Genomic DNA, 21,581 nt, shown 5'->3' with positions numbered 1-21,581 from the left:
TCACCATTCGATCGGTCGTCCGTCATAGGCCAGGAAGCAGCCGCTTCGTTCCGCCGCCAAGCCGTCGAGGACCGCGAGCAGCGCAGCGGCCGAGGCATCCGGCGTCAGTCGGTCGCGGCTGCCGGCGAAAGGATCGGACAGCCGCGTGGCGACGGTGCCGGGGTGAAGCGCGGCCAGCACCGCGTCGGGCCGCGTGCGCGCGACTTCCACGGCCGCGGTGCGCACGATCTGGTTCAGCGCCGCCTTGGCCGCGCGATAGGAGATCCAGCCTCCGAGATGGTTGTCGCCGATGGAGCCGACCCGCGCGCTCAAGGTCGCAAAGAGCGCGCGGCGGCCGCGGGGCAGGAGCGGCACGAAATGCTTGAGGATCAGCGCCGGACCGATGGCGTTGACGGCGAACTGGCGCGCCATGACAGCCGGATCGAGCGCACGGAGCGCCTTCTCCGGGCCTCGGCCGTCGATCACGAGAGCGCCCGTCGCGTCGAAGAGGAGTTCGAACTCCCGGCCGTCGAGGCGCCCGGCCGCCGCCGCGATGGAGGCCTCGTCCTCGAGATCGAACCCGTCGCCCCGCGACAGGCCGGTGACGCCGGCGCATCGCGGGTCCTTCTCCAGCGCGCTCACGACCGCGCCTCCGATGCCCCCGCTGGCGCCGAAGACGATGGCGCGATACCCGTCTGGAAGCGATGGCAGCATCAGGTCCCTCCGACATTCCGGCGTGCCGGTTCAGAAGGCCGGAACCGGGTATCCGCCGCCGGGGTTCCCTCGTCCCAGACAGCATGAGGCAACGCATGGCGAAGATGCGCCGCAAGGCCGACCTGCCGGAAAAGCCCTGCCGAAACTGCGGCCGCCCTATGGTCTGGCGCAAGGCCTGGGCGCGAACCTGGGACGAGGTGCTCTACTGCTCCGACCGCTGCCGCGCCGAGGCGAAGCGCGCACGCGCAACGGATCTCAGAGAAACGACGTCGAATCCTTGAGGACGACCGCCGCGCAGAAGGCGGCGTTGGCGACCAGCAGGCAGAACACCGCGAAGGAGCCGAGATCCTTTGCGTGCTTGGCGAAGGACGAGAACTCCGGCGACACGCGATCGACGATGAGTTCGATCGCCGTGTTGACGGCCTCGATCGCGCCGAGGATCGCCAGCAGCACCAGCTGGATGAGGAACGCGGCGGCCGAGGCTCCATGCAGCGCCAGCACGAGAACCAGCACGAGGCCGAACAGGATTTCGTGCCGGAACGCAGGTTCGCGCAGGAGCCGCCTGCCGCCGTTGATCGAATAGCCCGCGGCAGCGAACACATGCTCCACACCCCGCAGCTTGGGCGGGGGAAAGCTGGTGGAAGGCGATCGTTCGGTCATCGACGAAGCGTCCGAGGCGAGGCGCGCCGGACGCGGCGACACCGTCAAAAGGGTGAGCCGCTGGTTAGGCCATGGGCATGGCGGCAGCAAGGCGGCCGGGGTCAACACTTCGGCAGGAAAGCCTCCGCTGCACACTCTCAGGCGAGGAGCCGCCGTATGGTCTCGCGGTTGGTGCGCACGGCCTTGGCCGGATCTGCGCCGGCTTCTTCGGATTCCTCCTCCAGCACCACCCAACCGTTGAAGCGCGGCGCGCTGCTCGCTGACGCGACGACCGCCGAGACGTCGCAGACCCCCTGCCCCAGCATTGCCCATATGCCTGATGCATCGACGTCCTTCAGGTGAAGGTATCGGATGCGCGCGCCGTGGGTCCGCAGCGTGTCGATGATGTCCATCCGCCCGCGCAGGATGTGACCGGTGTCCGGCACCCAGCCGACCGTCTCGCCATCGAGGAGCGCGAAGAGCGCGTCGTAGTCGGAGCGGCTGAAGAGAAGCGTGTCGTGGTGCGAGCTCGGATGCACCGCGACCCCGACGCCCATCGCCTTGCCCAGCGCGGCGGCGCGGTTGTAGACCTCGGCGGCGACGCGGAACTTGGCTTCCCTCGGCCCGTCCGACATGACGGTGGCCGAGCCCATGGACAGGACCGCATCCGGAAAGCGGGCGAGGAAATCGATCCAGCGACGCGCCGTCTCGACATCGGCCTCGACCTCGCCCGCCTCGGTGAAGCCGCTGCGCGATGCGATCGCGAGGGCCGCAAGCGTCAGTCCGCGCGCCTCGAGGGCCCGCGCGAAGGCCTCCGGTGCGCCGCTATAGGCGCCGATCATCGCGTCGGTGATCTCGATCCCCTCGTAGCCGCCGGCCGCGATCGCATCGAGAAGATCGTCCGGCCCACCGGCGAAGCGATCGCCCAGCATCTCCCACGTATAGGTCTGACAGCCGATCCTGAGATTTGTCATGGTCGCCTTGCCTCTCCTGCCACGAACGGGGCGCAGTCTGACCAACCGCGCATCCCGGTCAAGCCTCGGACGCGGCAAGCCGACGGTTGTGTTTCGGGCTGCGGGATGATAGCTCTCCGACAGCATCAAGAGTTGGACCGATGTCCAACGCCAACCTGCCGTCCGGGCAAGGTGGCGCTCCGCAAGGGGGATGTGGCCGCACCGGCAACCAAACGGAGCCCCGCCATATCTTGCGCATCGGTCCCGCGACAGTCGGCGGAGTCCTGCATGCCGTTCCAGCCTTCCCATCAGCATCCGCTCGCCGGAGCCGGCGTCGAGCGCCGCTATCTCGGTCTGTCGCGCCATCCCGGTACGGGCTTCGCGAAGCGGCCGGGCGAGGTCTGGCTGGTGTTCCATGGCGAGTGGACCGGGATCCATCGTCTGGACCCGCGCGACGGGCGCACCGTGCATCTGGAGCGGGCCATCGACGGCGATCACCGGGCGGACGCGGCACGCTGGGCGATCGAGACGTTCGCGCTCGCCCCGGCCGAGCGCGCCGATGCGCGGGTGCTCGTGGCAGCCAACCGCGCGGGTTCGGCCGATGCCCCCGCGACCCGGCGCTCGGGCGGCTGACGACAACCGCTCTCAGGCAAAGCGCCGCGCGCCCGCGACGCACGCGACGACGCCGAGCGTGATCGCCACCATGGCGGGCGCGACGGGCTCGCCGAGCAGCAACGCGGCCAGCGCCAGACCGAAGAAGGGCTGCAGGAGCTGCAGCTGTCCGACGCCGGCGATGCCGCCGAGCGCCAGGCCCCGGTACCAGAACACGAAGCCGACGAGCATCGAGAAGACCGAAACATAGGCGAGGCCTGCCCAGGCCGGCGCCCCGATTGCGCCCCAGCCGGTGGGAACCGTCAGGAAGGCGAGTGCCCCCATGAAAGGCAGCGCCAGAACCAGCGCCCACGAGATGACCTGCCAGCCGCCGAGCCTGCGCGAAAGCCGCGCTCCCTCCGCATAGCCGAGCCCGCAGACCAGCACCGCCGCAACCATCAAGAGATCGCCGCGCAGCGACGCGGCACCGGCCTGTGCCAGCGCGAATCCCGACACCAGCGCGGCGCCGACGCCGGCGAAGAGCCAGAAGGCCGGCTTCGGCCGCTCGCCGCCGCGCAGGACGCCGAACAGGGCGGTGGCCAGCGGCAGGAGGCCGATGAACACGATGGAATGCGCCGCCGTGACGTGCTGGAGCGCCAGGGCCGTCAGAAGGGGAAAGCCGACGACGACCCCGAGCGCCACGACGAAAAGCGCCGGCAGATCGGCGCGGCTTGGTCGGCGCCGGCCGCCGAAGCCGAGCAGGAGAGCGGCGAGGACGGCGGCGATCAGGGCACGTGCCGAGGTCAGGAACACGGGCGAGAAGTCCCCGACCGCCACCCGCGTCGCCGGCAGGGAACCGCTGAAGATGATCACTCCGATGAGCCCGCTGCCCCAGCCCCGCATCGAATTGCGCATGATCATTCCTCCCGTCGCGTCGCGCAACGCTACGATCCCGCCCCTGGCGCAGCCAGTCACGGTTCCATACAATCGAGACGAACCGTATGGCTTCGGCCGCCCACACGGTCTGGGCTCGGAAAGTGGACAAGAAGGCGATGGGCAGCCGCACGAACACCGTGGTGGAGGCGATCCGCGGCCGCATCGCCGCGCGCGCGCTCGTCGCCGGGGACAGGCTCCCCTCCATCCGGGGATTGGCCGCCAGTCTCGGCGTCTCGCCCTCAACGGTGGTCGAAGCCTACGAGAGGCTCGCGGCCGAAGGACTGGTGCGGGCACGCCCGGGATCGGGTGTCTTCGTCGCCAGAACCGCCGCGCCTCTGCCGCTTCCCGCTTCATCCGGCCACGCCGAGCGGGCGATCGACCCGTTCTGGGTCTCGCGCCAGGCGCTGGACGCCGATCCCGGCGCTTCCAAGCCCGGTTGCGGCTGGCTGCCGCCCGAGTGGCTTCCGACGGATGCGATCCGCCGCGCCCTGCGGAAGGCGGCGCGCGCGGACGAGGCGACGCTCACCGACTACGGCTCGTCGCACGGATCGCTCCCGCTCCGCCGCCTCCTCGCGCGGCAGTTCGCGGGCGAAGGGCTCGACATCGGCCCCGACGCCATCCTCCTCACCGCGTCGGGCACGCAGGGGCTGGACCTCGTATGCCGCCTGCTCCTGCGACCCGGCGACACCGTGTTGGTGGACGACCCCTGCTACTTCAATTTCCGCGCCCTTCTCGCCGCGCACCGCGTCGCGGTCGCAGGCGTACCGATGACGCCCGCGGGGCCGGACGCCGCGCGGTTCACCGAACTCGCAGCCCAGCATCGCCCGCGCCTCTACGTGACCAATTCCGCGATCCACAATCCGACAGGGGCGAGCCTGTCCCCCGCTGTCGCGCACCGCATCCTGGCCGCCGCCTCGCAGCACGAGATGACGATCGTCGAGGACGAGATCTTCTCCGATTTCGAGCCAGAACCCTCGCCCCGTCTGGCCGCACTCGACGGGCTGGAGCGCGTGCTGCGGATCGGCTCCTTTTCCAAGACGCTGTCGGCATCGGTTCGCTGCGGGTTCATCGCCGCCCGGCCGGACTGGATCGAAGCGTTGCGGGATCTCCAGATCGCGACGAGCTTCTCGGCCGCCGGGCCGCTCGGCGCCGCGATCGTGCATGAGCTCCTGTCCGAGGGGGGCTATCGGCGCCACATGGACGCGCTGCGCCGCCGGCTGTCGCAGGCGCGCCGCGATGTCGGCGAACGGCTGGAAGCTCTCGGATTCACGCTGTGGACGGTGCCGCGCGGCGGCTTCAATCTCTGGTGCGAGCTTCCCGAAGGGCGGGACGCGGCGGCGCTGGCGCGACGCGCGCTGGAGGACGGCGTTGTTCTGGCGCCCGGCGACGTGTTCAGTCCGTCGCACGGTGCCGGGACGTTCATGCGGTTCAACGTCGCCCAGATGTCGGACGAGCGGGTGTGGAGCGCTTTGGCGAGCGGCCTTGCGCCGCCCGCCGCGTCGGGTCAGCCCGCCGCCCGCTGCTCTCCGCCGCCATAGCAGCTGAGCGCGCGGAAGGTGCGGGCTGAAACCGGCCGGCTGTACAGATAGCCCTGCCCCATGCCGCACCCCTGCGCGCGCATCAGCGCGTGATGCTCCATCGTCTCGATACCTTCGGCAATCACTTCGATGTCGAGACCGTGGGCCATGTGAACCAGCGCTTGCGTGATCGACCGATCCTTGTCGCACACGTCGGCGCCGCTGACGAAGGAACGGTCGATCTTGATCTTGGTGACGGGGTAGTGACGCAGCATGCTGAGCGACGCGAAGCCCGTGCCGAAGTCGTCGAAGGCGAGACCGACGCCGAGATCGCGAAGCCGCGTGAGCTGCTTCAGGATCCGCTCGTCCGACGACAGGATCGTGTTCTCGGTAATCTCGAGTTCCAGCGCGTCGGGGGGTAGGCCGTGCCGTTTCAGGGCGCGCTCGATCTCGCCGACGAGGTCGCCCGACTTGAACTGCAACGAGAAGAGATTGACCGCCACGCGGAAGCCTGGAAACACGGACGCTCGCCACTCCGCCGTCTGCCGGCAGGCTTCGTCGATGATCCAGCCGCCGACCGGAATGGCCAGGGCATCGGTTTCCAGAAGCGGGAGGAAGGCGCTGGGCGGCAGGACGCCGCGCACGGGATGGACCCAGCGCAGAAGCGCCTCCGCCCCGCACAGCTTGCCATCGCGCAGGGTGACCTGCGGCTGGTAGTAGAGCTCGAACTGCTTGTTCTCCCACGCCGTGGCGAGTTCGGCCCGGGCCAGACCCTTTTCCACGACGCGCAGGCGAAGGTCCGGCGTAAAGAGTTGGGTGCGCCCCCGTCCCCCGCGTTTGGCCTTGTAGAGCGCAAGATCCGCGTCGCCGATCAGCGCTTCGGGCGTCTCGTCGCCGCCCGCGCACGCGATCCCGATGCTGGCGCTGATGCTGACCATCGCGTCGTCGACCGTGATCGCCTCCTCAATGGCGTCGATCAGCGTCTCGCCGAGCCACTCCCCTTCCATGGGATTGGCCACGTCCTCCATCAGGACCACGAACTCGTCGCCGCTCATGCGCGCCAGGAAGTGTCCCGGACGGGTATGCGCGCGCAGGCGGCGGGCGACTTCGGCAAGGACCATGTCGCCGGCGAGGTGGCCGAGCGTATCGTTGACCTCCTTGAAGCCGTCGAGATCGATCAGGAGAAGGGTCAGATGCCGCTTCGCCTCCAGAAGCTCGGCAAGCCGGCGATCGAGGCTCGCGCGGTTGGGTAGCCCGGTCAGATGATCGACCATCGCGGCGCTGCGGAGGCGCTCTTCCATGCGCTGGCGCTCGCTGATGTCGCGCATGATCGCGCCGAACCGGCGCTGGCCGCCTTCCAGCCATTGCGACAGCGACAGCTCGATCAGGATCTCGGCGCCATCCTTGCGCATGGCAGGGAGATCGACCGATCGTCCGATCAGATGCGGCGCGCCGTCACCTGCGACCCGTGCCAGCCCGTTGCGATGAGCCGAGCGCGCGTCGGGGGGAACGATGATGTCCAGTGATCGGCCGATCGCCTCGCGTGCGGTGTAGCCGAACAGGCGTTCAGCGCCTGCATTCCAGGCGAGGATCGTATTGTGCGCGTCGGCGACGACGATGCCGTCCGGCGAAGCGGACGCGATGCCCTCGGAGCCATCGCTCGGTGCCGGCGCGGCCATTTGGGCCAACTCGATCTGCATGGCGCAGAGTTCGGCAAGCTCGCGCATCGTCCGGCGCTCCGCCGCACCGAACGGGCCGCGCCGTGCGGAAAGGACGACGCTGTAGCAGCCGATGAGCGTGCCGTCGGCCTGTCGGAGTGGCAGGTATGCGCCGGTCATCGCCGAACCGGGTCGGCGGCCCGTCGTCTCCAGCGGGCGGATCAGGACATCGCGCGCCTTCCTCAGCGCGGGCAGCAGCGCCTGCGCCGATCCACCCTGTCCCGTCGCACGCCCGGCCGTCGCGATCGGCCGAAGCCGGTCGCCGTCGAGGATATGGATCTCGACGAGCGAGGCGCCAAGCACCTTCCGCGCGTAACTGGAACTGCGGGAGAACTGATGGCCGGTGAAGGTCATGAGTCGCTCGAAAGGCCCGAGGGTCATGTCGAGTTGGGATTCCATCGTCTCCAACATGCGATGCAATGCACGAAACGAGAGGACCCTATAACGTCACAGGTAAAAAAATGACGTGCCAAGCCCCGCTGTTCTGCCGAGCACAGTTGCGGGACGAAGCAAGTGGAAAAAGGGCGGGTGCATCGCTGCATCCCGCCCCTCGAATCCCTTCGGAATGCTCTGCGTCCGGGCGGCGTCAGCCGACCTGCTTGAGAAGTTCGTCGATGGACTTCTTGGCGTCGCCGTAGAACATGCGCGTGTTCTCCTTGTAGAAGAGCGGGTTCTCGATGCCGGAGTATCCGGTGCCCTGCCCGCGCTTCGACACGATGACGCGCCGTGCCTTCCACGCCTCGATCACCGGCATGCCGGCGATCGGGGAGTTGGGATCCTCTTCCGCCGCCGGATTGACGATGTCGTTGGCGCCGATGACGATTACGACGTCCGTCTGGGGAAGGTCCTCGTTGATCTCGTCCATCTCCAGAACGATGTCGTAGGGAACCTTCGCCTCGGCGAGGAGCACGTTCATGTGCCCCGGCAGGCGACCGGCGACCGGATGGATCGCGAAGCGCACGGTCTTGCCTTTGGCGCGCAGGCGGCGCGTCAGTTCCGAGATCGAGCTTTGCGCCTGCGCCACCGCGAGGCCGTAGCCCGGCACGATGACGACGCTGTCGGCCTCGTCCAGCGCCTGCGCCACGCCGTCCGTATCGATCGCCACCTGCTCTCCGGTGATCTCCTGCGCCGGACCGCTCGCACCGCCCCAACCGCCGAGGATCACGGACACGAAGTTCCGGTTCATCGCCCGGCACATGATGTAGGACAGGATCGCGCCGGACGAGCCGACGAGCGCGCCGGTGACGATCAGGAGATCGTTGCCGAGCGTGAAGCCGATCGCCGCCGCCGCCCAGCCGGAGTAGCTGTTCAGCATGGACACGACGACGGGCATGTCCGCCCCGCCGATCGCCATGATGAGATGCCAGCCGAGCGCGCCGGCGAGGATCGCGACGAGGATCAGCGTCCAGAGGCCGGCCCCGTTGAAGTAGAGGAGGCCGAGGATCAGGGCGACGACGACGCCCGCGAGGTTGATCGCGTGCCGGTTCGGCAGCACCAGCGCCTTCGAATCGAGACGACCGGACAGCTTGCCATAGGCGACCACCGAGCCGGTGAAGGTCACGGCGCCGATGAAGACGCCGAGGAACACCTCGACGCGCATGATGGCGAGTTCGACTGGCGTCTTCAGCGCCAACGTCGCGGCAAAGCCGGTGAGGAGTTCACCGCGCCCCTCGGCCAGCGCCCGTGCGACATGCGCCGCCTCGAGGTCGGCGTTGAAGCCGATGAAGACGGCGGCGAGACCGACAAACGAATGCAGCGCCGCGACGAGTTCGGGCATCTGCGTCATCTGCACGCGGCCGGCGAGCCAGCCGCCGATGAGCCCGCCGACGACGATGAGCGGCACGATCAGCCACAGGGCATCGAGCGCCGGGCCCGTGATCGTTGCGAAGACGGCGAGCGCCATGCCGACGATGCCGTACCAGACGGCGCGCTTGGCGCTTTCCTGGTTGGACAAGCCGCCGAGCGACAGGATGAAGAGGATGGAGGCGACGATGTAGGACGCGCCGACGAGACCTTGGCTCATGGGATCGTCCTCCTCAGCTCTTCTGGAACATCTTGAGCATCCGGCGCGTCACCATGAACCCGCCGAAGATGTTGACCGACGCCATGAGGATGGCGAGGCCGGCGAGGAACGAGACGAGCCAGCCAGACGTGCCGACCTGCAGGAGCGCACCGAGAATGATGATCGACGACACCGCGTTGGTGACGGCCATCAGCGGCGTGTGCAGTGCGTGGGAGACGTTCCAGATCACGTGGTAGCCGACGAAGCAGGATAGGGCGAAGACCACGAAATGCTGGAGGAAGCTCGGCGGGGCGGTCAGTCCGATCAGCATCAGAAGGATGGCGCCGCCAGCCAGGAGCATGATCTGCCGCTGGCCGCTCTGCTTCGTCGCGAGCGCCTCGCGAGCCGCCTTCTCGACCGCCGTCTCCTCGACGGCCTTCCTGGGCGCCTGGCGGGCGATGGCCTGGATCTTGGGCGGCGGCGGCGGATAGGTGATCGCGCCGTCGTGCGTCACGGTCGCGCCGCGGATCACGTCGTCCTCCATGTCGACGACCGGCACGCCGTCCTTCTTCGGCGTCAGGTCGTCCATCATGTGACGGACGTTGGTGGCGTAGAGGGTCGAGGCCTGGGTGGCCATGCGGCTGGGATAGTCGGTGTAGCCGACGATGCGAACGCCGTTGGCGGTCTCGACCACCTCGTCGGGCACGGTCAGGTCGCAGTTGCCGCCGCGCTCGGCGGCGAGATCGACGACGACCGAGCCCGGCTTCATCAGCGCGACCATGTCCTCCAGCCAGAGCTTCGGCGCGTCGCGGCCGGGGATCAGCGCGGTGGTGACGACGATATCGACTTCGGGCGCCTGTTTGCGGAAGAGCTCGAGTTGCTTGGCGCGGAACTCCGGGCTCGACGGCGCGGCATAGCCGCCCGTCGCGGCGCCGTCGGCGGCTTCCGCGAAGTCGAGGAACAGGAACTCGGCGCCCATCGACTGGATCTGCTCGGCGACCTCGGGCCGCACGTCGAAGGCCCGCACCTGGGCGCCCAGCGACTGCGCCGTGCCGATCGCTGCAAGGCCCGCGACGCCCGCGCCGATCACCAGCACGCGCGCCGGCGGCACCTTCCCGGCGGCCGTGATCTGGCCGGTGAAGAAGCGGCCGAACTGGTTGCCCGCCTCGATCACCGCACGATAGCCCGCGATGTTGGCCATGGAGGACAGGGCGTCCATCTTCTGGGCGCGGCTGATGCGCGGCACCATGTCCATGGCGAGCACGGTCGCGCCCTTCGTGCGCAGATCTTCGAGAAGATCGGCGTTTTGGGCGGGATACAGGAACGAGATCAGGATCTGGCCGGAGCGGACGAGGGCCACCTCCTCCCCTTCCGGCGGCCGCACCTTGGCGACGATGTCGGCTTGCGACCACAGCGCGTTGGCATCGAGCACCACGCGCGCGCCGGCCGCCTCATAGGCCGCGTCGGAAAAGCGCGCGGCGTCGCCGGCGCCTGTCTCGATCAGGCATTCGTAGCCGAGCTTCTGCAACCGTCCGACGCTTTCGGGCGTCAGCGCGACGCGCCGCTCGCCAGCGAATCGCTCCTTGGGCACTCCAAACTTCATGTCGATCCTCCCACCATGGGGAGGACTAATGCCGTTTCGCGCGGCAATCCACCAGCGATTCCGTGCCGCATCCCGGCGGGGCAGCGATTGAGCCTCCCGCGGATCGGCGCCGGCTCCGGTCAGCGTCCTTGTTCGAGCAGCTTACGCAGCGTCGAGCGGGGTACGAACTCGCAGCCGACTATGCGCCGCTCCGGCGGTCGGCCGGGCGCGTCGATCCGTTCGGACAGCATGTCGAGCGCGCCAGCGACGACCTGGTCGACCGGGGCACGCACGGTGGACAGGTCGAAGGCCGGCCAACTCGCCATCTGGATGTCGTTGAAGCCGACGATACCGGTTTCCGGTGCCGCACGCCCCATGGCGCGAAGCGCGTCGAAGGCTCCGATCGCCAGGAGATCGTCGGCGCAGAACACGGCATCGAGGTCCGGAGCCTGCGCGACGAGCTTGCTTGCCGCGGCAAAGCCTGCGGCCTGTGCGTATCGCCCGGCATGGACGACCGCCGGCTCCACGAGGCCAGCGTCGGCCAGCGCGGCGCGGAAGCCCGCCAGCCGGTCCTGCGTCGTCGACACGTCCTCGCCGCCACCGATGAAACCGGCACGCCGGTAGCCACGCCGCACCAATGCTTCGGCCACCAGCCGCCCGCCTTCGACATTGTCGACATGAGCTGCGCTGATGCTCGACCCCGGCCGCGGCGCGCCGAAGGCGATCACCACCGGCACGCCCGCTGCCGCGACCGCCTCCGCGAAATCCGGATCGAGCGTGGAGGAAGCAACGATCACGCCGTCCAGCTGATACTGGCGGATGAGGGTCACGGTGTCGTCGATCGAGAAGTCGCCCGAAAGATTGAACACCAGCGGCCGAAGCCGTCGCCGCTGGAGCTGCAAGGTGAAGGCGTCGACGACGTTCATGATGAACGGGTTGACAAGGGCGTTGGACACGAGGCCGATCAGTGCCGAGCGGCCGGTCATCAGGCTGCGCGCGAGGGCGTTGGGCCGATAGCCGAGCCGATCCGCCGCCCGGACGATCCGGGCGCGCGTTTCCTTGGAGACGGAGGCTCCGTCGGTGAAGGCGCGCGATACGGCCGAGGGCGAGACGTCCGCCAGCCGGGCGACGTCGCTCAAGGTAACGCGCCGTCGCCCCCCCTCGCCCATGCGGCCCTCGCTCACCGCCCGCTCAGCGCGCGGGAACCTCGATCACGCGCTTTTCGGCGATCGAACGGTTGCCGGCCTCGGCCAACTCCAGCGCGCGAAGGCCGTCGCGGAAGGTGACCGCCGGCGGCTTGCCGGCCTTCAGCGTGGAGAAGAAGCTGACCCACTGCGCGGCGAAGGCGTCCATGTAGCGGTCGAGGAAGAAGTTCGAGAGCTGCGAGCGCGTATCCGTGCCGGTCGCGAGGTTGACGCGCAGCTCATCCACCAGCGGATTCTCGGCCCGCAGGGAGCCCTTCTCGCCGAAGGCCTCGATGCGCTGGTCGTAGCCATAGGCGCAACGTCGCGAGTTGAGGATCTGGCACTGGACCCCCGACGCCGTGCGCATCACGACGCTGATGCTGTCGTGGTCGCCAACGCTGCCGATTTCCGGATCGACCAGCACCGAGCCCGTCGCGAAGACCTCGACCGGCTCCTCGCCCAGGATGAACCGGGCCATGTCGAAGTCGTGGATCGCCATGTCCTTCAGAATGCCGCCGGAACTGGCGAGATATCCGATCGGCGCGGGCGCGGGATCGCGGCTGATGATGGTGAGGTTCTCGATCTTGCCGATCGCGCCTTCGCTCAGACGTTCGCGCAGGCGCGAGAAGGTCTTGTCGAAGCGACGGTTGAAGCCGATCTGCACGCGGTCCGCCGCGTCGCCGATCTCAGCCATGCACTCCAGAGCACGGGCGAGCGACAGGTCGATCGGCTTCTCGCAGAAGACCTGCTTCCTGGCCGCCACCGCGCGCACGAGATAGTCGGCATGCGTGTCCGTCGGCGTCGCGATGGCGATGGCATCGATGCCGGGGTCGGACAGGGCAGCGTCCACATCGCCGTAGACGGCGCCGCCGAAGCGTCCCGCAACGGCTTCCGCCGCCTCGCGGCGCAGGTCGTAGACGCCCGCCAGCTCGGCACCCGCACCCTTGATCCCCCGGGCATGAACTTCCGCGATGCGACCCGCACCGAGCAATGCAACACGCATGTCCTGGTTCTTTCTCTCGACCGAAGGATCGGCCCGTTTCCACCCCGCGCGCCGCTAGCGGACGCGCCCCGCCAGATTTGTAGCTTCGGGCCAATGGCAGTGCAAGGCCTTGCAAAACGTGAGAATAGAGGCAGGCGCACATTCCCTCGACGCGCGATTACAATCCCTTGCAATGATCCACCGACGTCGTGGCTTCTCGCCCCGCCCGATCACTAGCTGGCTGCCGGCCAACTGGGCGACTTGGCACTGGAAACCCGAACTGCGGGGACAGGACCCGACGCCCAAATCGACGTCCCCGAAATCGGGCTGGACGAGCGCGCGCCGGGGAGATAGCCGGGACGGATGAGCCCCATGTCGCATCCTGCCGCAGCCGCCTCGACCGATCGGGTCCTTCCGGGCATCGCCCTCATGCTGATGTTCTGCATCGTGGCCCCATTGATCGACGTGGCGTCGAAGTTCGCGGTGCAGAGCGTCTCCACCGGCACGGTGACCCTCGGGCGGTTCCTCGTCCAGGCGTCCCTAATGGCGCCGATCGTCGTGGCGATGCGCTTGCCGTCCCGGCTCGATGGGCGGGCGGTCGCGCTGACGGTGCTGCGCGCGGTGGCCGGCATCGGCTCGACCTTCTGCTTCGTTGCGGCCGTGCGCGTCATGCCCATCGCCGACGCCCTCGCCATCGCCTTCGTTTCCCCCTTCATCCTGCTGCTGATGGGCCGTTTCCTCCTGAAGGAGCAGGTCGGCCCGCGCCGTATCGCGGCAGCGCTCGTCGCCTTCTGCGGCACCGTTGTCGTGATCCAGCCGTCGTTCACCCATTTCGGCGCAACGGCCCTGCTGCCGGTCGGCAGTGCCTTCTGCTTCGCCCTTTACATGCTCGTGACGCGGCAGCTGAGCCGTCGCCAGCATCCGGTCGCCATGCAGTTCCACACGGCGGTGGCCGCAAGCCTCCTGTGCCTGCCGCTTCTGGGCCTCGGCACGCTCGCAGGCGTCGCGTCGATCACCTTCACGGTGCCCGGAGGCACGATCTGGCTGGCTTGTCTCGCGGTCGGCGTCGCCGCCACGATCAGCCATCTCGCGATGACATACGCCCTGTCCTTCGCGCCGTCCTCCACGCTGGCGCCGCTGAACTACCTGGAGATCGTGACCTCGGTTCTCTTCGGTTTCCTGTTCTTCGGCGACTTTCCGGCCGGTATGACATGGACGGGCATCGCCATCATCGTGGCGTCCGGGCTTTACGTGATCCATCGTGAACGGGCCGTGTCGCGCTCGCGGGCGATGGCGGCGGCCTGAAGGGTCCGACCTCGACGCGATCCCCGCCTTCCCCGCGATCCTCGGGGCTAGCTCGCAAAGACAGAGACCTACCATCGTCCGACCCGTCCCGTGCCGGGACCGCGCGGGAAGCGGCCTCGACAGCGATGCTGGGGTAACACGATGCATGTCGCGACGTCCCGGGCCTCAGCAAGCGAAGGCCTAGAACGTCTTCCCGCGCATCCACAGCGCGACTTCCGCCGCTATCTCGACGGCGGAACCGCGGGAACCGCGTTGCACCGCGGAGACGAACTGCTCGTCCGTCTCGCAGTTCAGGCAGTCGACGGGGGTCAACCACGGCCATCTGGTGATCGCGTCGATCATGTAACTGCGCTTGCGCGCCGCGCTCACTCTCGTGTCGTCTTCATCAAGGTAAAACATGGCAACCTCGACCGTCAGCCAGAAGGCGCAGGCGCCTTCGACTGGAGTAGGTAGCCTCCTGTTGTTTCGGGACGGTTTCGCCTCGCGGGATGTCGACCGTCCTTCGAATTTCGCCTTTCAGCGACCGGCTCCCATGCCAGCTGCCTCCCGTCGGCACTTGCGCGCTCCATGCAGCTTGAGAACATGGCTGCGATCCGCACGTGGCGGCCGAAGGCGGAGATGGTCGTCCGTGGTCGTTCAATCCTGCGCCGTCGGCCGCACCACGATGCTGCCGATCTCGACATCGTCGGGCTGATCGATCGCGAAGGCGATGGCCCGTGCGATGGCGTCCGGCGAGATGGCGAGTTCGCGCTTGCGGCGCCCGATCTCCTCGCGGACCGCGGGATCGCTGATCAAGGTGTCGACGAAGGTCGTGTCGATGAAGCCGGGCGAGACCTCCGTCACGCGCATGCCAGCCACCGACTCCTGCCGGAGCGCCTCGGTCGCCGTTCGCAGGGCGTTCTTGGTGGCGGCGTAGACGCCCATGGTCGGGACGATCTTCAGCCCGGCCGTGGAGACGACGTTCACGACATGGCCGCTTCGCTGGGCGGTAAACAGCGGCAAGGCAGCCGCGATGCCGTAGAGCGCGCCTTTCAGGTTCACGTCGATCATGGCGTCCCAGTCTTCGACCTGCAGCGCATCGAAGCGCGAGATGGGGCCGATCCCGGCATTGTTGACGATGACGTCCAGCCGACCGAACCGGTGGCGGGCAAGATCGACCAGAGCCGCGAGGTCGCCCCGCCGGGTGACGTCGACCGTCCGGTACACCGCGTGCCCACCCGCCGCCTCGATCTCAGCCGCGACCGCGGCGATCTCCGGCTCGCTGCGCGCGCCCAGCACCAGACGTGCCCCCCGAGCGGCCAGGTGCAGGGCCGTGGCCCGGCCGATGCCGCGGCCAGCTCCGGTGAGGGCGATGGTCTTGTTTTCGATCGACATGAGAGACGTCCTCGCTTTGCCAAAAGCGCAGACTAGGCCGCCGTCGCAAGCGGCTCTATGTTCGATTGACTGCATTCTTGTCGCGATCCGCCGAAATCATGCTCGATCCCTTCTCCGAAGTCGTGTCGCTTCTCGGAACGCGAAGTGTCCGCGGCACCAGCCTTGAGGCCTCGGGCGACTGGGCGCTGCGCTTCGACGGGCGCGCGCGGCTGAAGTTCGTCGCGATGACGACGGGACGATGCTGGCTCGTCCTTCCGGACGCAGCACCCGAACCGATGGCCGAAGGCGACGTGTTCCTCCTCAGCGACACGCGCTACACGGTGGCGAGCGATCCCGCTGTGGAGCCGACCGACGGCATGGAGCTCTATGCCGCGCCCGGACATGATGCCGTTCGCCTTGGCGACGGCCGCGACACCGTCATGATCGGCGGAGGCAGCGCCTTTGCGAGTGGCTGCGCTCCTTTCGTGCTCGACGCCCTGCCTCGGTTCCTCCGCATCGCCCCGACGTCGCCAGCGGCCGCGGGCATCGCGCGGACCCTATTGTCGCTTCGGGCGGAGATCGGGAATGCGGGTATCGGCAGTTCGCTGGTCGCGGAGCGGCTGGCCGAGATCCTCGTCGTCGAGGCCGTCCGCGCCTTCGTCGCGGCGGGATCGAAGGATGACATCGGCTGGATCGCCGCCCTGTCCGATCCTCGCCTCGCCAGGGCGATCGGCCTGATGCACGGCGAGGTTGCCCGTCGCTGGACGGCGCCGATGCTGGCGCGCGAAGTCGGCATGTCCCGCTCCGCCTTCGCGCAACGTTTCACGCAGCGCGTCGGTCGCCCGCCGATGGACTACCTCGCACTCTGGCGAATGGTCCTCGCGCGGCGCAAGCTGTCCTCGGGATCGAGCGTCGCCACCGTGGCGGAAGAGGTCGGCTACGCCTCGCAGAGCGCGTTCACGCAGGCCTACAAGCGAACCATGGGACGCACCCCGCGCGCCGCGGACTGAGGATCGAGGGCGAAGGAAAGACGTACCGGACCACGGCGGCGTTTGTTCGACGAAGGCTGCGGCGACGGACCTCGCGCGCGTGCGCCCCCTCACGCGGCGAACCCGGTTCGCTTACCGTCCCGGCCGTATCTGGAAAGTCTGTGATGCCGCGCGGACGCCTACCGTCCGGCGCCGCGGTCGAGCACGGTCCCCCGCATCAACGGAGACCGACCCATGAACCATTCCATTGCATCCACGTCGCTCGACACGCTCGCCGAGCGCATTCCCGCCGACACCCCCGTCCACATGCTCAACCTGCTTCGCTTCCGGCCCGGCGGCCGGGACGTCTACTTCTGTGACTACGTCGGTGCATTCCGCGCGATCCTCACGGGCATGGGTATCGATGGGGTGCGCCCGATCTGGACGGGCGATGTCGCCGGGTTTGCGGCAGGTCCGGAGGACGAGGCGTGGGATGCCGTACTGATCGTGCGCTACCCGTCGCTTGCCGCCTTCCGCGCCATCGTGGAGAGCCAGCGCTATCGCGACGAAGCGCTTCCGCACCGACTGTCCGCGGTGGCGGACTGGCGGCTGATCGCGCAGACCGAGATGCCGCGCGCCGCTTGAGGCGTCGCCCTCCGTCAATCGATCCGAAGCGAAGGCGGCTGGCGCCGGAGGAAGGCGATGACGCTTTCCACCCGAGCCGGCGTCAGCCGCGTGTCCCGTCGCAGGATCGAGACCGGCATGTCGTCGTCCCGCCGGGGTCGCAGGAGTTCCACGACGCGCCCCTCGCGCAGCGCCTCGGCAGCGAGGAACAAAGGTGCTCGCGCGATCCCGAGCCCGTCGAGCGCGGCTCTCCAGCCCGTCTCGCCGTCGTCGAAGACGGCGATGGGATCGGGCACGGTTCGAACGCGCATCGCGGTCTCGGGGTCGCGGAAGGTCCAGGCTCTCACCAGCCCGTCCTCGCTGGCACGAAAGCCGATGAGGTCGTGGCTTGCGAAGTCCGTGGGGGTCTCCGGCAGCGCGCGGTCTCGCAGATAGCGCGGTGCGGCGCAGACCACCCAGGGGCAGGCGAACCAGAGGACCTGGACGTGGCCCGGAACGCCGTCGAGCGGACCGGTGCGGATCGCCAGGTCGACGCCATGCTCAGCTAGGTCCAGAAGTTCGTTGCTGGCCCGAAGATCGAAGCGGATGTCGGGATGCTGCCGGCGCAGCGCCGGCAGCGACGGGACGAGGCAGTGACGCATGAAGGCGACGGGAGCCGTCAGCCGCACCGTGCCGCCGCTGCGCTCTCCCGAATGATCGAGCACCTGCGCGACCTCGGCGAGTGCACGCGCCGCCGCCCGCGCCGGCTCGATCAGGGCCAGTCCCTCATCGGTCGGCGAAACCGCATGGGTGGATCGGTGCAGGAGCTTGACGCCGTAGGCCGCTTCGAGCCGCGCCATCGTCTTGGACACGACGGAGGCGGAAAGCCCCAGTCGCCGCCCCGCCTCGGCGAAGCTTGCGGTCTCCACGATCGCCAGGAAGCATCGCAGCTGCAGAAGCGAGGGATCGGATGGAGGTTGGAGCATCTCGCGACCGGTTTGCGCGCGTTCGGGTGTTGCGTCAGGCATCGGCTCGGCGCTCGCGACCATTCGAGCAGCCGGATCGATGTCGGCAAGCCTTGCCGCCGGGCTTCACGCCGGCAGCGATGCGGTCGCCCGCAGGCCGGGGCTTCGAAGCGTCAGCACGATGTCTCCGCCATGCTGGCGCGCGATCGCGCGCGCGATCGGCAGGCCGAGGCCCGCCCCTCCCGTCTCGCGAGATCGCGAGTCCTCCAGCCGCACGAAGGGCGTGAAGACGTCCTCGATCCGATCGATCGGGATGCCCGGCCCGTCGTCCTCGACGAGGATCTCGACGCCCGACGGGGTCGCCACGAGACGAACCTCGGCATGTCCGGCGTAGCGCACGGCGTTTTCCACGATGTTGCGAACCATGCGCTTCAGATTCTCCGGGCGGCACCGATAGGTCACGCGCTCGTCGTGCAAGAAGTTGACGGACTGGCCGAGTTCGGCGAGGTCCTCGCAGACGCTCTCGACCAACGCGGACAGGTCGATCGTCCGGGTCGCTTCGTTGGTCGTGTCCTGCCGGGCGAGCGACAGCGTGGCCTCCGTCATCTCCTCGAGCTCGCCGATGCTCGACAGCATCCGGTCCTTGAGCTCGGCATCCTCGATGAATTCGGTTCGCAGGCGCAGCGTCGTGATGGGCGTGCGCAGGTCGTGGCCGATCGCTGCCAGCATGCGCGTCCTGTCCTCGACGAACCGATGCAGGCGCTCCTGCATGCGGTTGAAGGCTTCCGCCGTGCGGCGGACATCGTCGGTGCCGCACGCCTTGAGGGGCGGCACGGCCTCGCCACGTCCCAGTGTGTCGGCGGCCTTGGTCAGCTGGCGCAGCGGCCCCGAGACCCCGTGAAGGATCACCATGGCGACCATCGAAACGAGGATGGCCGTCAGCGCCAGGGCGAGCGGCAGATGGGTCTTCCAGATCGACGGCAGGAATTCCTTGTAGAACGCGGCGTTCAGGGCCTTCCCGTCGCCGAGCGGCACGATGACCCCGGCACCGTTGCGCTCGGCATAGTCGAGATAGACCGCCTGGGGTGGCAGATCGGTCTGCCCCGGAACCGCCCTCGTCCAGGTCGCGTCGATCGTCGGCAGATCGGCGTCCGGTCCGTTGGATTGCGGATCGACCGCTCCGGATGCACCGGACGGGGCCCCGTTCAGGAGAACGCGCAGCGGCACCTCGAAGCGCTCGGCCGCTTCGTGCACCCAGCTCTGCAGATCGGGGGCGACGTCGCGCGAGATCCAGAAGCGCGTGTATTCCGTGCTGTTGACCCGCGCGATACCCGACTGGACGTCGTCGGACGAGGACTCGATGAGCCTGGCGACCGCGGCGGCGCGACTGGCGAGTTCGGTCCGCGCGGCCGTCTGCATGTCGGCCTGGAACTTGCCCCAGGAAATCCAGATGCCGATCGACTGCGATGCGAACAGCGCGATCAGCATCGAGCCGAGGAGCTGGACCGTCAGGCTTCTGTGCCACCAGTGCAGGATGCGGCTCATGGCGCCGTGACCTCCGGCATGAAGCTGTAGCCGCCGCCGCGATGGGTCTGGATGATCACCGGGTTCTTCGGGTCGGCCTCCACCTTGCGGCGAAGGCGGCTGATCTGGTTGTCGATCGAGCGGTCGAACGGGTCGGCCTCGCGGCCCACCGTCAGGTCGAGAAGCTGGTCGCGGCTGAGGACGACGCCGGGGCGTTCGATCAGGACCTTGAGCAGGCGGAACTCGGCGGTCGACAGGGGAACCCCGATCCCGTCGTCGCCCTGCAGCTCGCGCCGGGCGAGGTTGAGGACCCAGCGGTCGAACCGCATCATTCCGGCGCTGCGCGCGGCCGCCTGCGGCGGAAGCTCCCGCACCCGGCGCAGGACCGCCTTGATGCGCGCCAGGAGCTCCCGCGGCGAGAAGGGCTTCACGAGATAATCGTCGGCGCCGAGTTCGAGGCCGACGATGCGGTCGGTCTCGTCGCGGCGCGCGGTCAGGAAGATGATGGGAATGCCGACCCCGCTGCGCGAGCCGCCCCTCAGCTCGCGACACACCGAGAGCCCGTCCTCGCCCGGCATCATGACGTCGAGCACGATGAGATCGATGGCGCCGCGATCGAGGAGACGCCGCAGCGCGGCGCCGCTCTCGGCAAGGCTCACCCGGTAGCCCTGTTGCTGAAGGTATTTGCCGACGAGATCGCGGATGTCCCGATGGTCGTCGACGACCGCTATATGTGGAACGGACTCCATGGACTGCCCCGGTTGCTGGTTCGCAAGCAATGCATACGGAAGGTTCCTGCAGAATGCCCGAAGAAAACTGTCGCGTAATGTGTCAGCCCGCGCGACGGCGGAGGGCTTTGCAGCATTCCGCCGATACAATTCGCGACAATAGAGGACGATGCCGACACAGCCAGACGACAGGACACGGTTAACTTGCCTCTCGAAGCGACGAGGCCAACCGTCGTCGCCTCCCCGGACTGCCCCGGCGGCCTTGCCGCACTGGCAGACGGCGTCCGGAGCCGTGGATCCTCGAGAGATCCACGTTCACCATGTTCGAAACGATACGGAGAAGCATGCGCCATGACACGCTCGAAAGCGGCGAACGACGCTCCCTTCGCCCTCAGTGACCTGCCCATCAGCTCGGTTCTCGCCCTGCTCTTCCCTCTTGTCCGAGACGACAGGCCTGCCGGCGTTGAAGCCGACCACCCGGCAGATGAGACGGAACGGCATCAGCCCTCGCTCCCCACGGTGACGGACGGTCGTCCTCATCGGCGGATGCTCGCCGCCCGTCGGAGTGATCGGACGGACGAACCAAAGCTCGACGGCCCCATTCAGTAGCCCCGAACCTTGCAACGGACGCGATCGCGTTCGCGGCGTGGTTCGGCGGCCCGGCCCCCCGGCGTGAAGGGGGCAGGGAACCCATCCAGAGGACATCATAGCCCGGGCGTGACCTCGCGCCTCGTGTGCAAGCCGATCGACCGCAGGCGCTGGATCGCGCCGCGCGCCGGCATCGGTGCGACCGGTCGCGCCCGCTTTGCGCCACCGCAACCCAACGGCGCGTCGATGCGTCGGCCCCAGCCATTGGAGATCCCATGCCACCCGTCAACGTCAACGGCACGCTCCGGACCGTCACCGCTCCGCAGGACAAGCCCCTCCTCTGGGTGCTGCGGGAAGACCTCGGGTTCCGCGGCACCAAGTACGGCTGCGGCGCATCGCAGTGCGGGGCCTGCCGCGTCCTCGTGAACGGGGAGTCCACCCCATCCTGCGCGATCACGCTCGGCGAGGTCGCGGACGCCACGGTCGTGACGGTGGAAGGGCTTTCCGGCGCCGACGGTGCGCTTTCTCCTGTGCAACAGGCCTGGATCGACGAGCAGGTGCCGCAATGCGGCTTCTGCCAGCCCGGCTTCCTCGTCGCCGTCACCGCGCTTCTCGACCGCGTGCCGAACCCGAGCGACGCCGAGATCGACGACGCTATCACCAACATCTGCCGATGCGGGACCTATCCGCGCATCCGCCGCGCCATCCATCGCGCCGCGGCGGCGCGCTCGCAGGCTTGAGGATCTCCGC

General features: G+C 68.4%; 21 protein-coding genes and 1 riboswitch. Of the genes, 7 read left to right on the top strand and 14 right to left on the bottom strand.

Features of this window, described 5'->3' with window-relative positions:
• A complete protein-coding gene (locus tag AUL34_RS05255) occupies positions 1-693 on the bottom strand; it encodes an SDR family NAD(P)-dependent oxidoreductase (RefSeq protein ID WP_061931912.1) in 693 nt (230 codons plus the stop codon).
• On the opposite strand from AUL34_RS05255, the gene AUL34_RS23070 reads away from it, so the two are divergent.
• Positions 684-974 carry a DUF2256 domain-containing protein gene (locus AUL34_RS23070; RefSeq protein WP_370539025.1) on the top strand — a complete coding sequence of 97 codons (291 nt, stop codon included), beginning with the start codon at positions 684-686 and terminating at the stop codon, positions 972-974. The genes AUL34_RS05255 and AUL34_RS23070 overlap by 10 nt on opposite strands.
• On the opposite strand, the gene AUL34_RS05250 is transcribed toward AUL34_RS23070, so the two are convergent.
• Positions 949-1,353 (bottom strand): diacylglycerol kinase, encoded by a 405-nt coding sequence (locus AUL34_RS05250; protein ID WP_061932247.1) that lies wholly within the window; start codon positions 1,351-1,353, stop codon positions 949-951. The genes AUL34_RS23070 and AUL34_RS05250 overlap by 26 nt on opposite strands.
• A gap of 137 nt (positions 1,354-1,490) precedes the next feature.
• Positions 1,491-2,306, bottom strand: coding sequence for a sugar phosphate isomerase/epimerase (locus tag AUL34_RS05245; RefSeq protein WP_061931910.1), 816 nt, complete (start codon positions 2,304-2,306; stop codon positions 1,491-1,493).
• A gap of 117 nt (positions 2,307-2,423) precedes the next feature.
• A riboswitch (SAM-I-IV-variant riboswitch) is annotated at positions 2,424-2,528 on the top strand.
• A 45-nt stretch (positions 2,529-2,573) separates the two neighbouring features.
• Between AUL34_RS05245 and AUL34_RS05240 the strand changes: the two genes are divergently transcribed.
• Complete coding sequence (locus tag AUL34_RS05240) at positions 2,574-2,918, top strand: hypothetical protein (RefSeq protein ID WP_061931908.1); 345 nt, start codon at positions 2,574-2,576, stop codon at positions 2,916-2,918.
• A 12-nt stretch (positions 2,919-2,930) separates the two neighbouring features.
• On the opposite strand, the gene AUL34_RS05235 is transcribed toward AUL34_RS05240, so the two are convergent.
• Entirely contained in the window at positions 2,931-3,791 is an 861-nt protein-coding gene (locus AUL34_RS05235) for a DMT family transporter (protein ID WP_061932245.1), read from the bottom strand.
• An 86-nt stretch (positions 3,792-3,877) separates the two neighbouring features.
• Here AUL34_RS05235 and AUL34_RS05230 point away from each other — a divergent pair, with 86 nt between their 5' ends.
• Positions 3,878-5,350 carry a PLP-dependent aminotransferase family protein gene (locus AUL34_RS05230; RefSeq protein ID WP_244492451.1) on the top strand — a complete coding sequence of 491 codons (1,473 nt, stop codon included), beginning with the start codon at positions 3,878-3,880 and terminating at the stop codon, positions 5,348-5,350.
• Here the strand turns inward: AUL34_RS05230 and AUL34_RS05225 are convergent.
• The 5 genes from AUL34_RS05225 to iolG form a co-directional block, all read right to left on the bottom strand.
• A complete protein-coding gene (locus tag AUL34_RS05225) occupies positions 5,317-7,446 on the bottom strand; it encodes a bifunctional diguanylate cyclase/phosphodiesterase (protein WP_061931906.1) in 2,130 nt (709 codons plus the stop codon). The genes AUL34_RS05230 and AUL34_RS05225 overlap by 34 nt on opposite strands.
• 187 nt (positions 7,447-7,633) lie before the next feature.
• Complete coding sequence (locus tag AUL34_RS05220) at positions 7,634-9,070, bottom strand: NAD(P)(+) transhydrogenase (Re/Si-specific) subunit beta (protein ID WP_061931904.1); 1,437 nt, start codon at positions 9,068-9,070, stop codon at positions 7,634-7,636.
• Between the two features lie 13 nt (positions 9,071-9,083).
• Complete coding sequence (locus AUL34_RS05215) at positions 9,084-10,652, bottom strand: Re/Si-specific NAD(P)(+) transhydrogenase subunit alpha (protein WP_061931902.1); 1,569 nt, start codon at positions 10,650-10,652, stop codon at positions 9,084-9,086.
• A gap of 119 nt (positions 10,653-10,771) precedes the next feature.
• The gene (locus AUL34_RS05210; RefSeq protein ID WP_192845690.1) at positions 10,772-11,770 is read right to left on the bottom strand and encodes a LacI family DNA-binding transcriptional regulator; all 999 of its coding nucleotides are present in this window, start codon (positions 11,768-11,770) and stop codon (positions 10,772-10,774) included.
• Positions 11,771-11,822: 52 nt separating this feature from the next.
• Positions 11,823-12,818, bottom strand: a complete 996-nt coding sequence (gene iolG, locus AUL34_RS05205) for an inositol 2-dehydrogenase (protein WP_061931898.1) — start codon at positions 12,816-12,818, stop codon at positions 11,823-11,825.
• Between the two features lie 351 nt (positions 12,819-13,169).
• Here iolG and AUL34_RS05200 point away from each other — a divergent pair, with 351 nt between their 5' ends.
• Positions 13,170-14,102, top strand: coding sequence for a DMT family transporter (locus AUL34_RS05200; protein ID WP_061931896.1), 933 nt, complete (start codon positions 13,170-13,172; stop codon positions 14,100-14,102).
• A 180-nt stretch (positions 14,103-14,282) separates the two neighbouring features.
• On the opposite strand, the gene AUL34_RS05195 is transcribed toward AUL34_RS05200, so the two are convergent.
• Positions 14,283-14,501, bottom strand: a complete 219-nt coding sequence (locus tag AUL34_RS05195; RefSeq protein WP_061931894.1) for a hypothetical protein — start codon at positions 14,499-14,501, stop codon at positions 14,283-14,285.
• A 237-nt stretch (positions 14,502-14,738) separates the two neighbouring features.
• The gene (locus AUL34_RS05190; RefSeq protein ID WP_061931891.1) at positions 14,739-15,476 is read right to left on the bottom strand and encodes an SDR family oxidoreductase; all 738 of its coding nucleotides are present in this window, start codon (positions 15,474-15,476) and stop codon (positions 14,739-14,741) included.
• A gap of 77 nt (positions 15,477-15,553) precedes the next feature.
• Between AUL34_RS05190 and AUL34_RS05185 the strand changes: the two genes are divergently transcribed.
• Both AUL34_RS05185 and AUL34_RS05180 read left to right on the top strand, forming a co-directional pair.
• The gene (locus tag AUL34_RS05185; protein WP_192845689.1) at positions 15,554-16,465 is read left to right on the top strand and encodes an AraC family transcriptional regulator; all 912 of its coding nucleotides are present in this window, start codon (positions 15,554-15,556) and stop codon (positions 16,463-16,465) included.
• A 213-nt stretch (positions 16,466-16,678) separates the two neighbouring features.
• A complete protein-coding gene (locus AUL34_RS05180; protein ID WP_061931887.1) occupies positions 16,679-17,068 on the top strand; it encodes a hypothetical protein in 390 nt (129 codons plus the stop codon).
• A 14-nt stretch (positions 17,069-17,082) separates the two neighbouring features.
• Here AUL34_RS05180 and AUL34_RS05175 read toward each other — a convergent pair whose 3' ends face one another.
• From AUL34_RS05175 to AUL34_RS05165, 3 genes are all read right to left on the bottom strand, one after another.
• Entirely contained in the window at positions 17,083-18,012 is a 930-nt protein-coding gene (locus AUL34_RS05175; protein WP_192845688.1) for a LysR family transcriptional regulator, read from the bottom strand.
• Positions 18,013-18,117: 105 nt separating this feature from the next.
• Complete coding sequence (locus AUL34_RS05170) at positions 18,118-19,536, bottom strand: ATP-binding protein (protein ID WP_061931883.1); 1,419 nt, start codon at positions 19,534-19,536, stop codon at positions 18,118-18,120.
• Positions 19,533-20,264: a response regulator gene (locus tag AUL34_RS05165; protein ID WP_061931881.1), complete on the bottom strand. Its 732-nt coding sequence runs from the start codon at positions 20,262-20,264 to the stop codon at positions 19,533-19,535. Before AUL34_RS05165 ends, AUL34_RS05170 begins: the two co-directional genes overlap by 4 nt.
• Positions 20,265-21,106: 842 nt before the next feature.
• Here AUL34_RS05165 and AUL34_RS05155 point away from each other — a divergent pair.
• Complete coding sequence (locus AUL34_RS05155) at positions 21,107-21,571, top strand: (2Fe-2S)-binding protein (protein WP_061931877.1); 465 nt, start codon at positions 21,107-21,109, stop codon at positions 21,569-21,571.
• Positions 21,572-21,581 lie beyond the last annotated feature (10 nt).

Source organism: Aureimonas sp. AU22 (assembly GCF_001463745.1).
In the GTDB taxonomy this organism is placed as follows: domain Bacteria; phylum Pseudomonadota; class Alphaproteobacteria; order Rhizobiales; family Rhizobiaceae; genus Aureimonas.
Note: the sequence above shows the minus strand (reverse complement) of the source record. Positions and strands in the feature narration are given on the sequence as shown.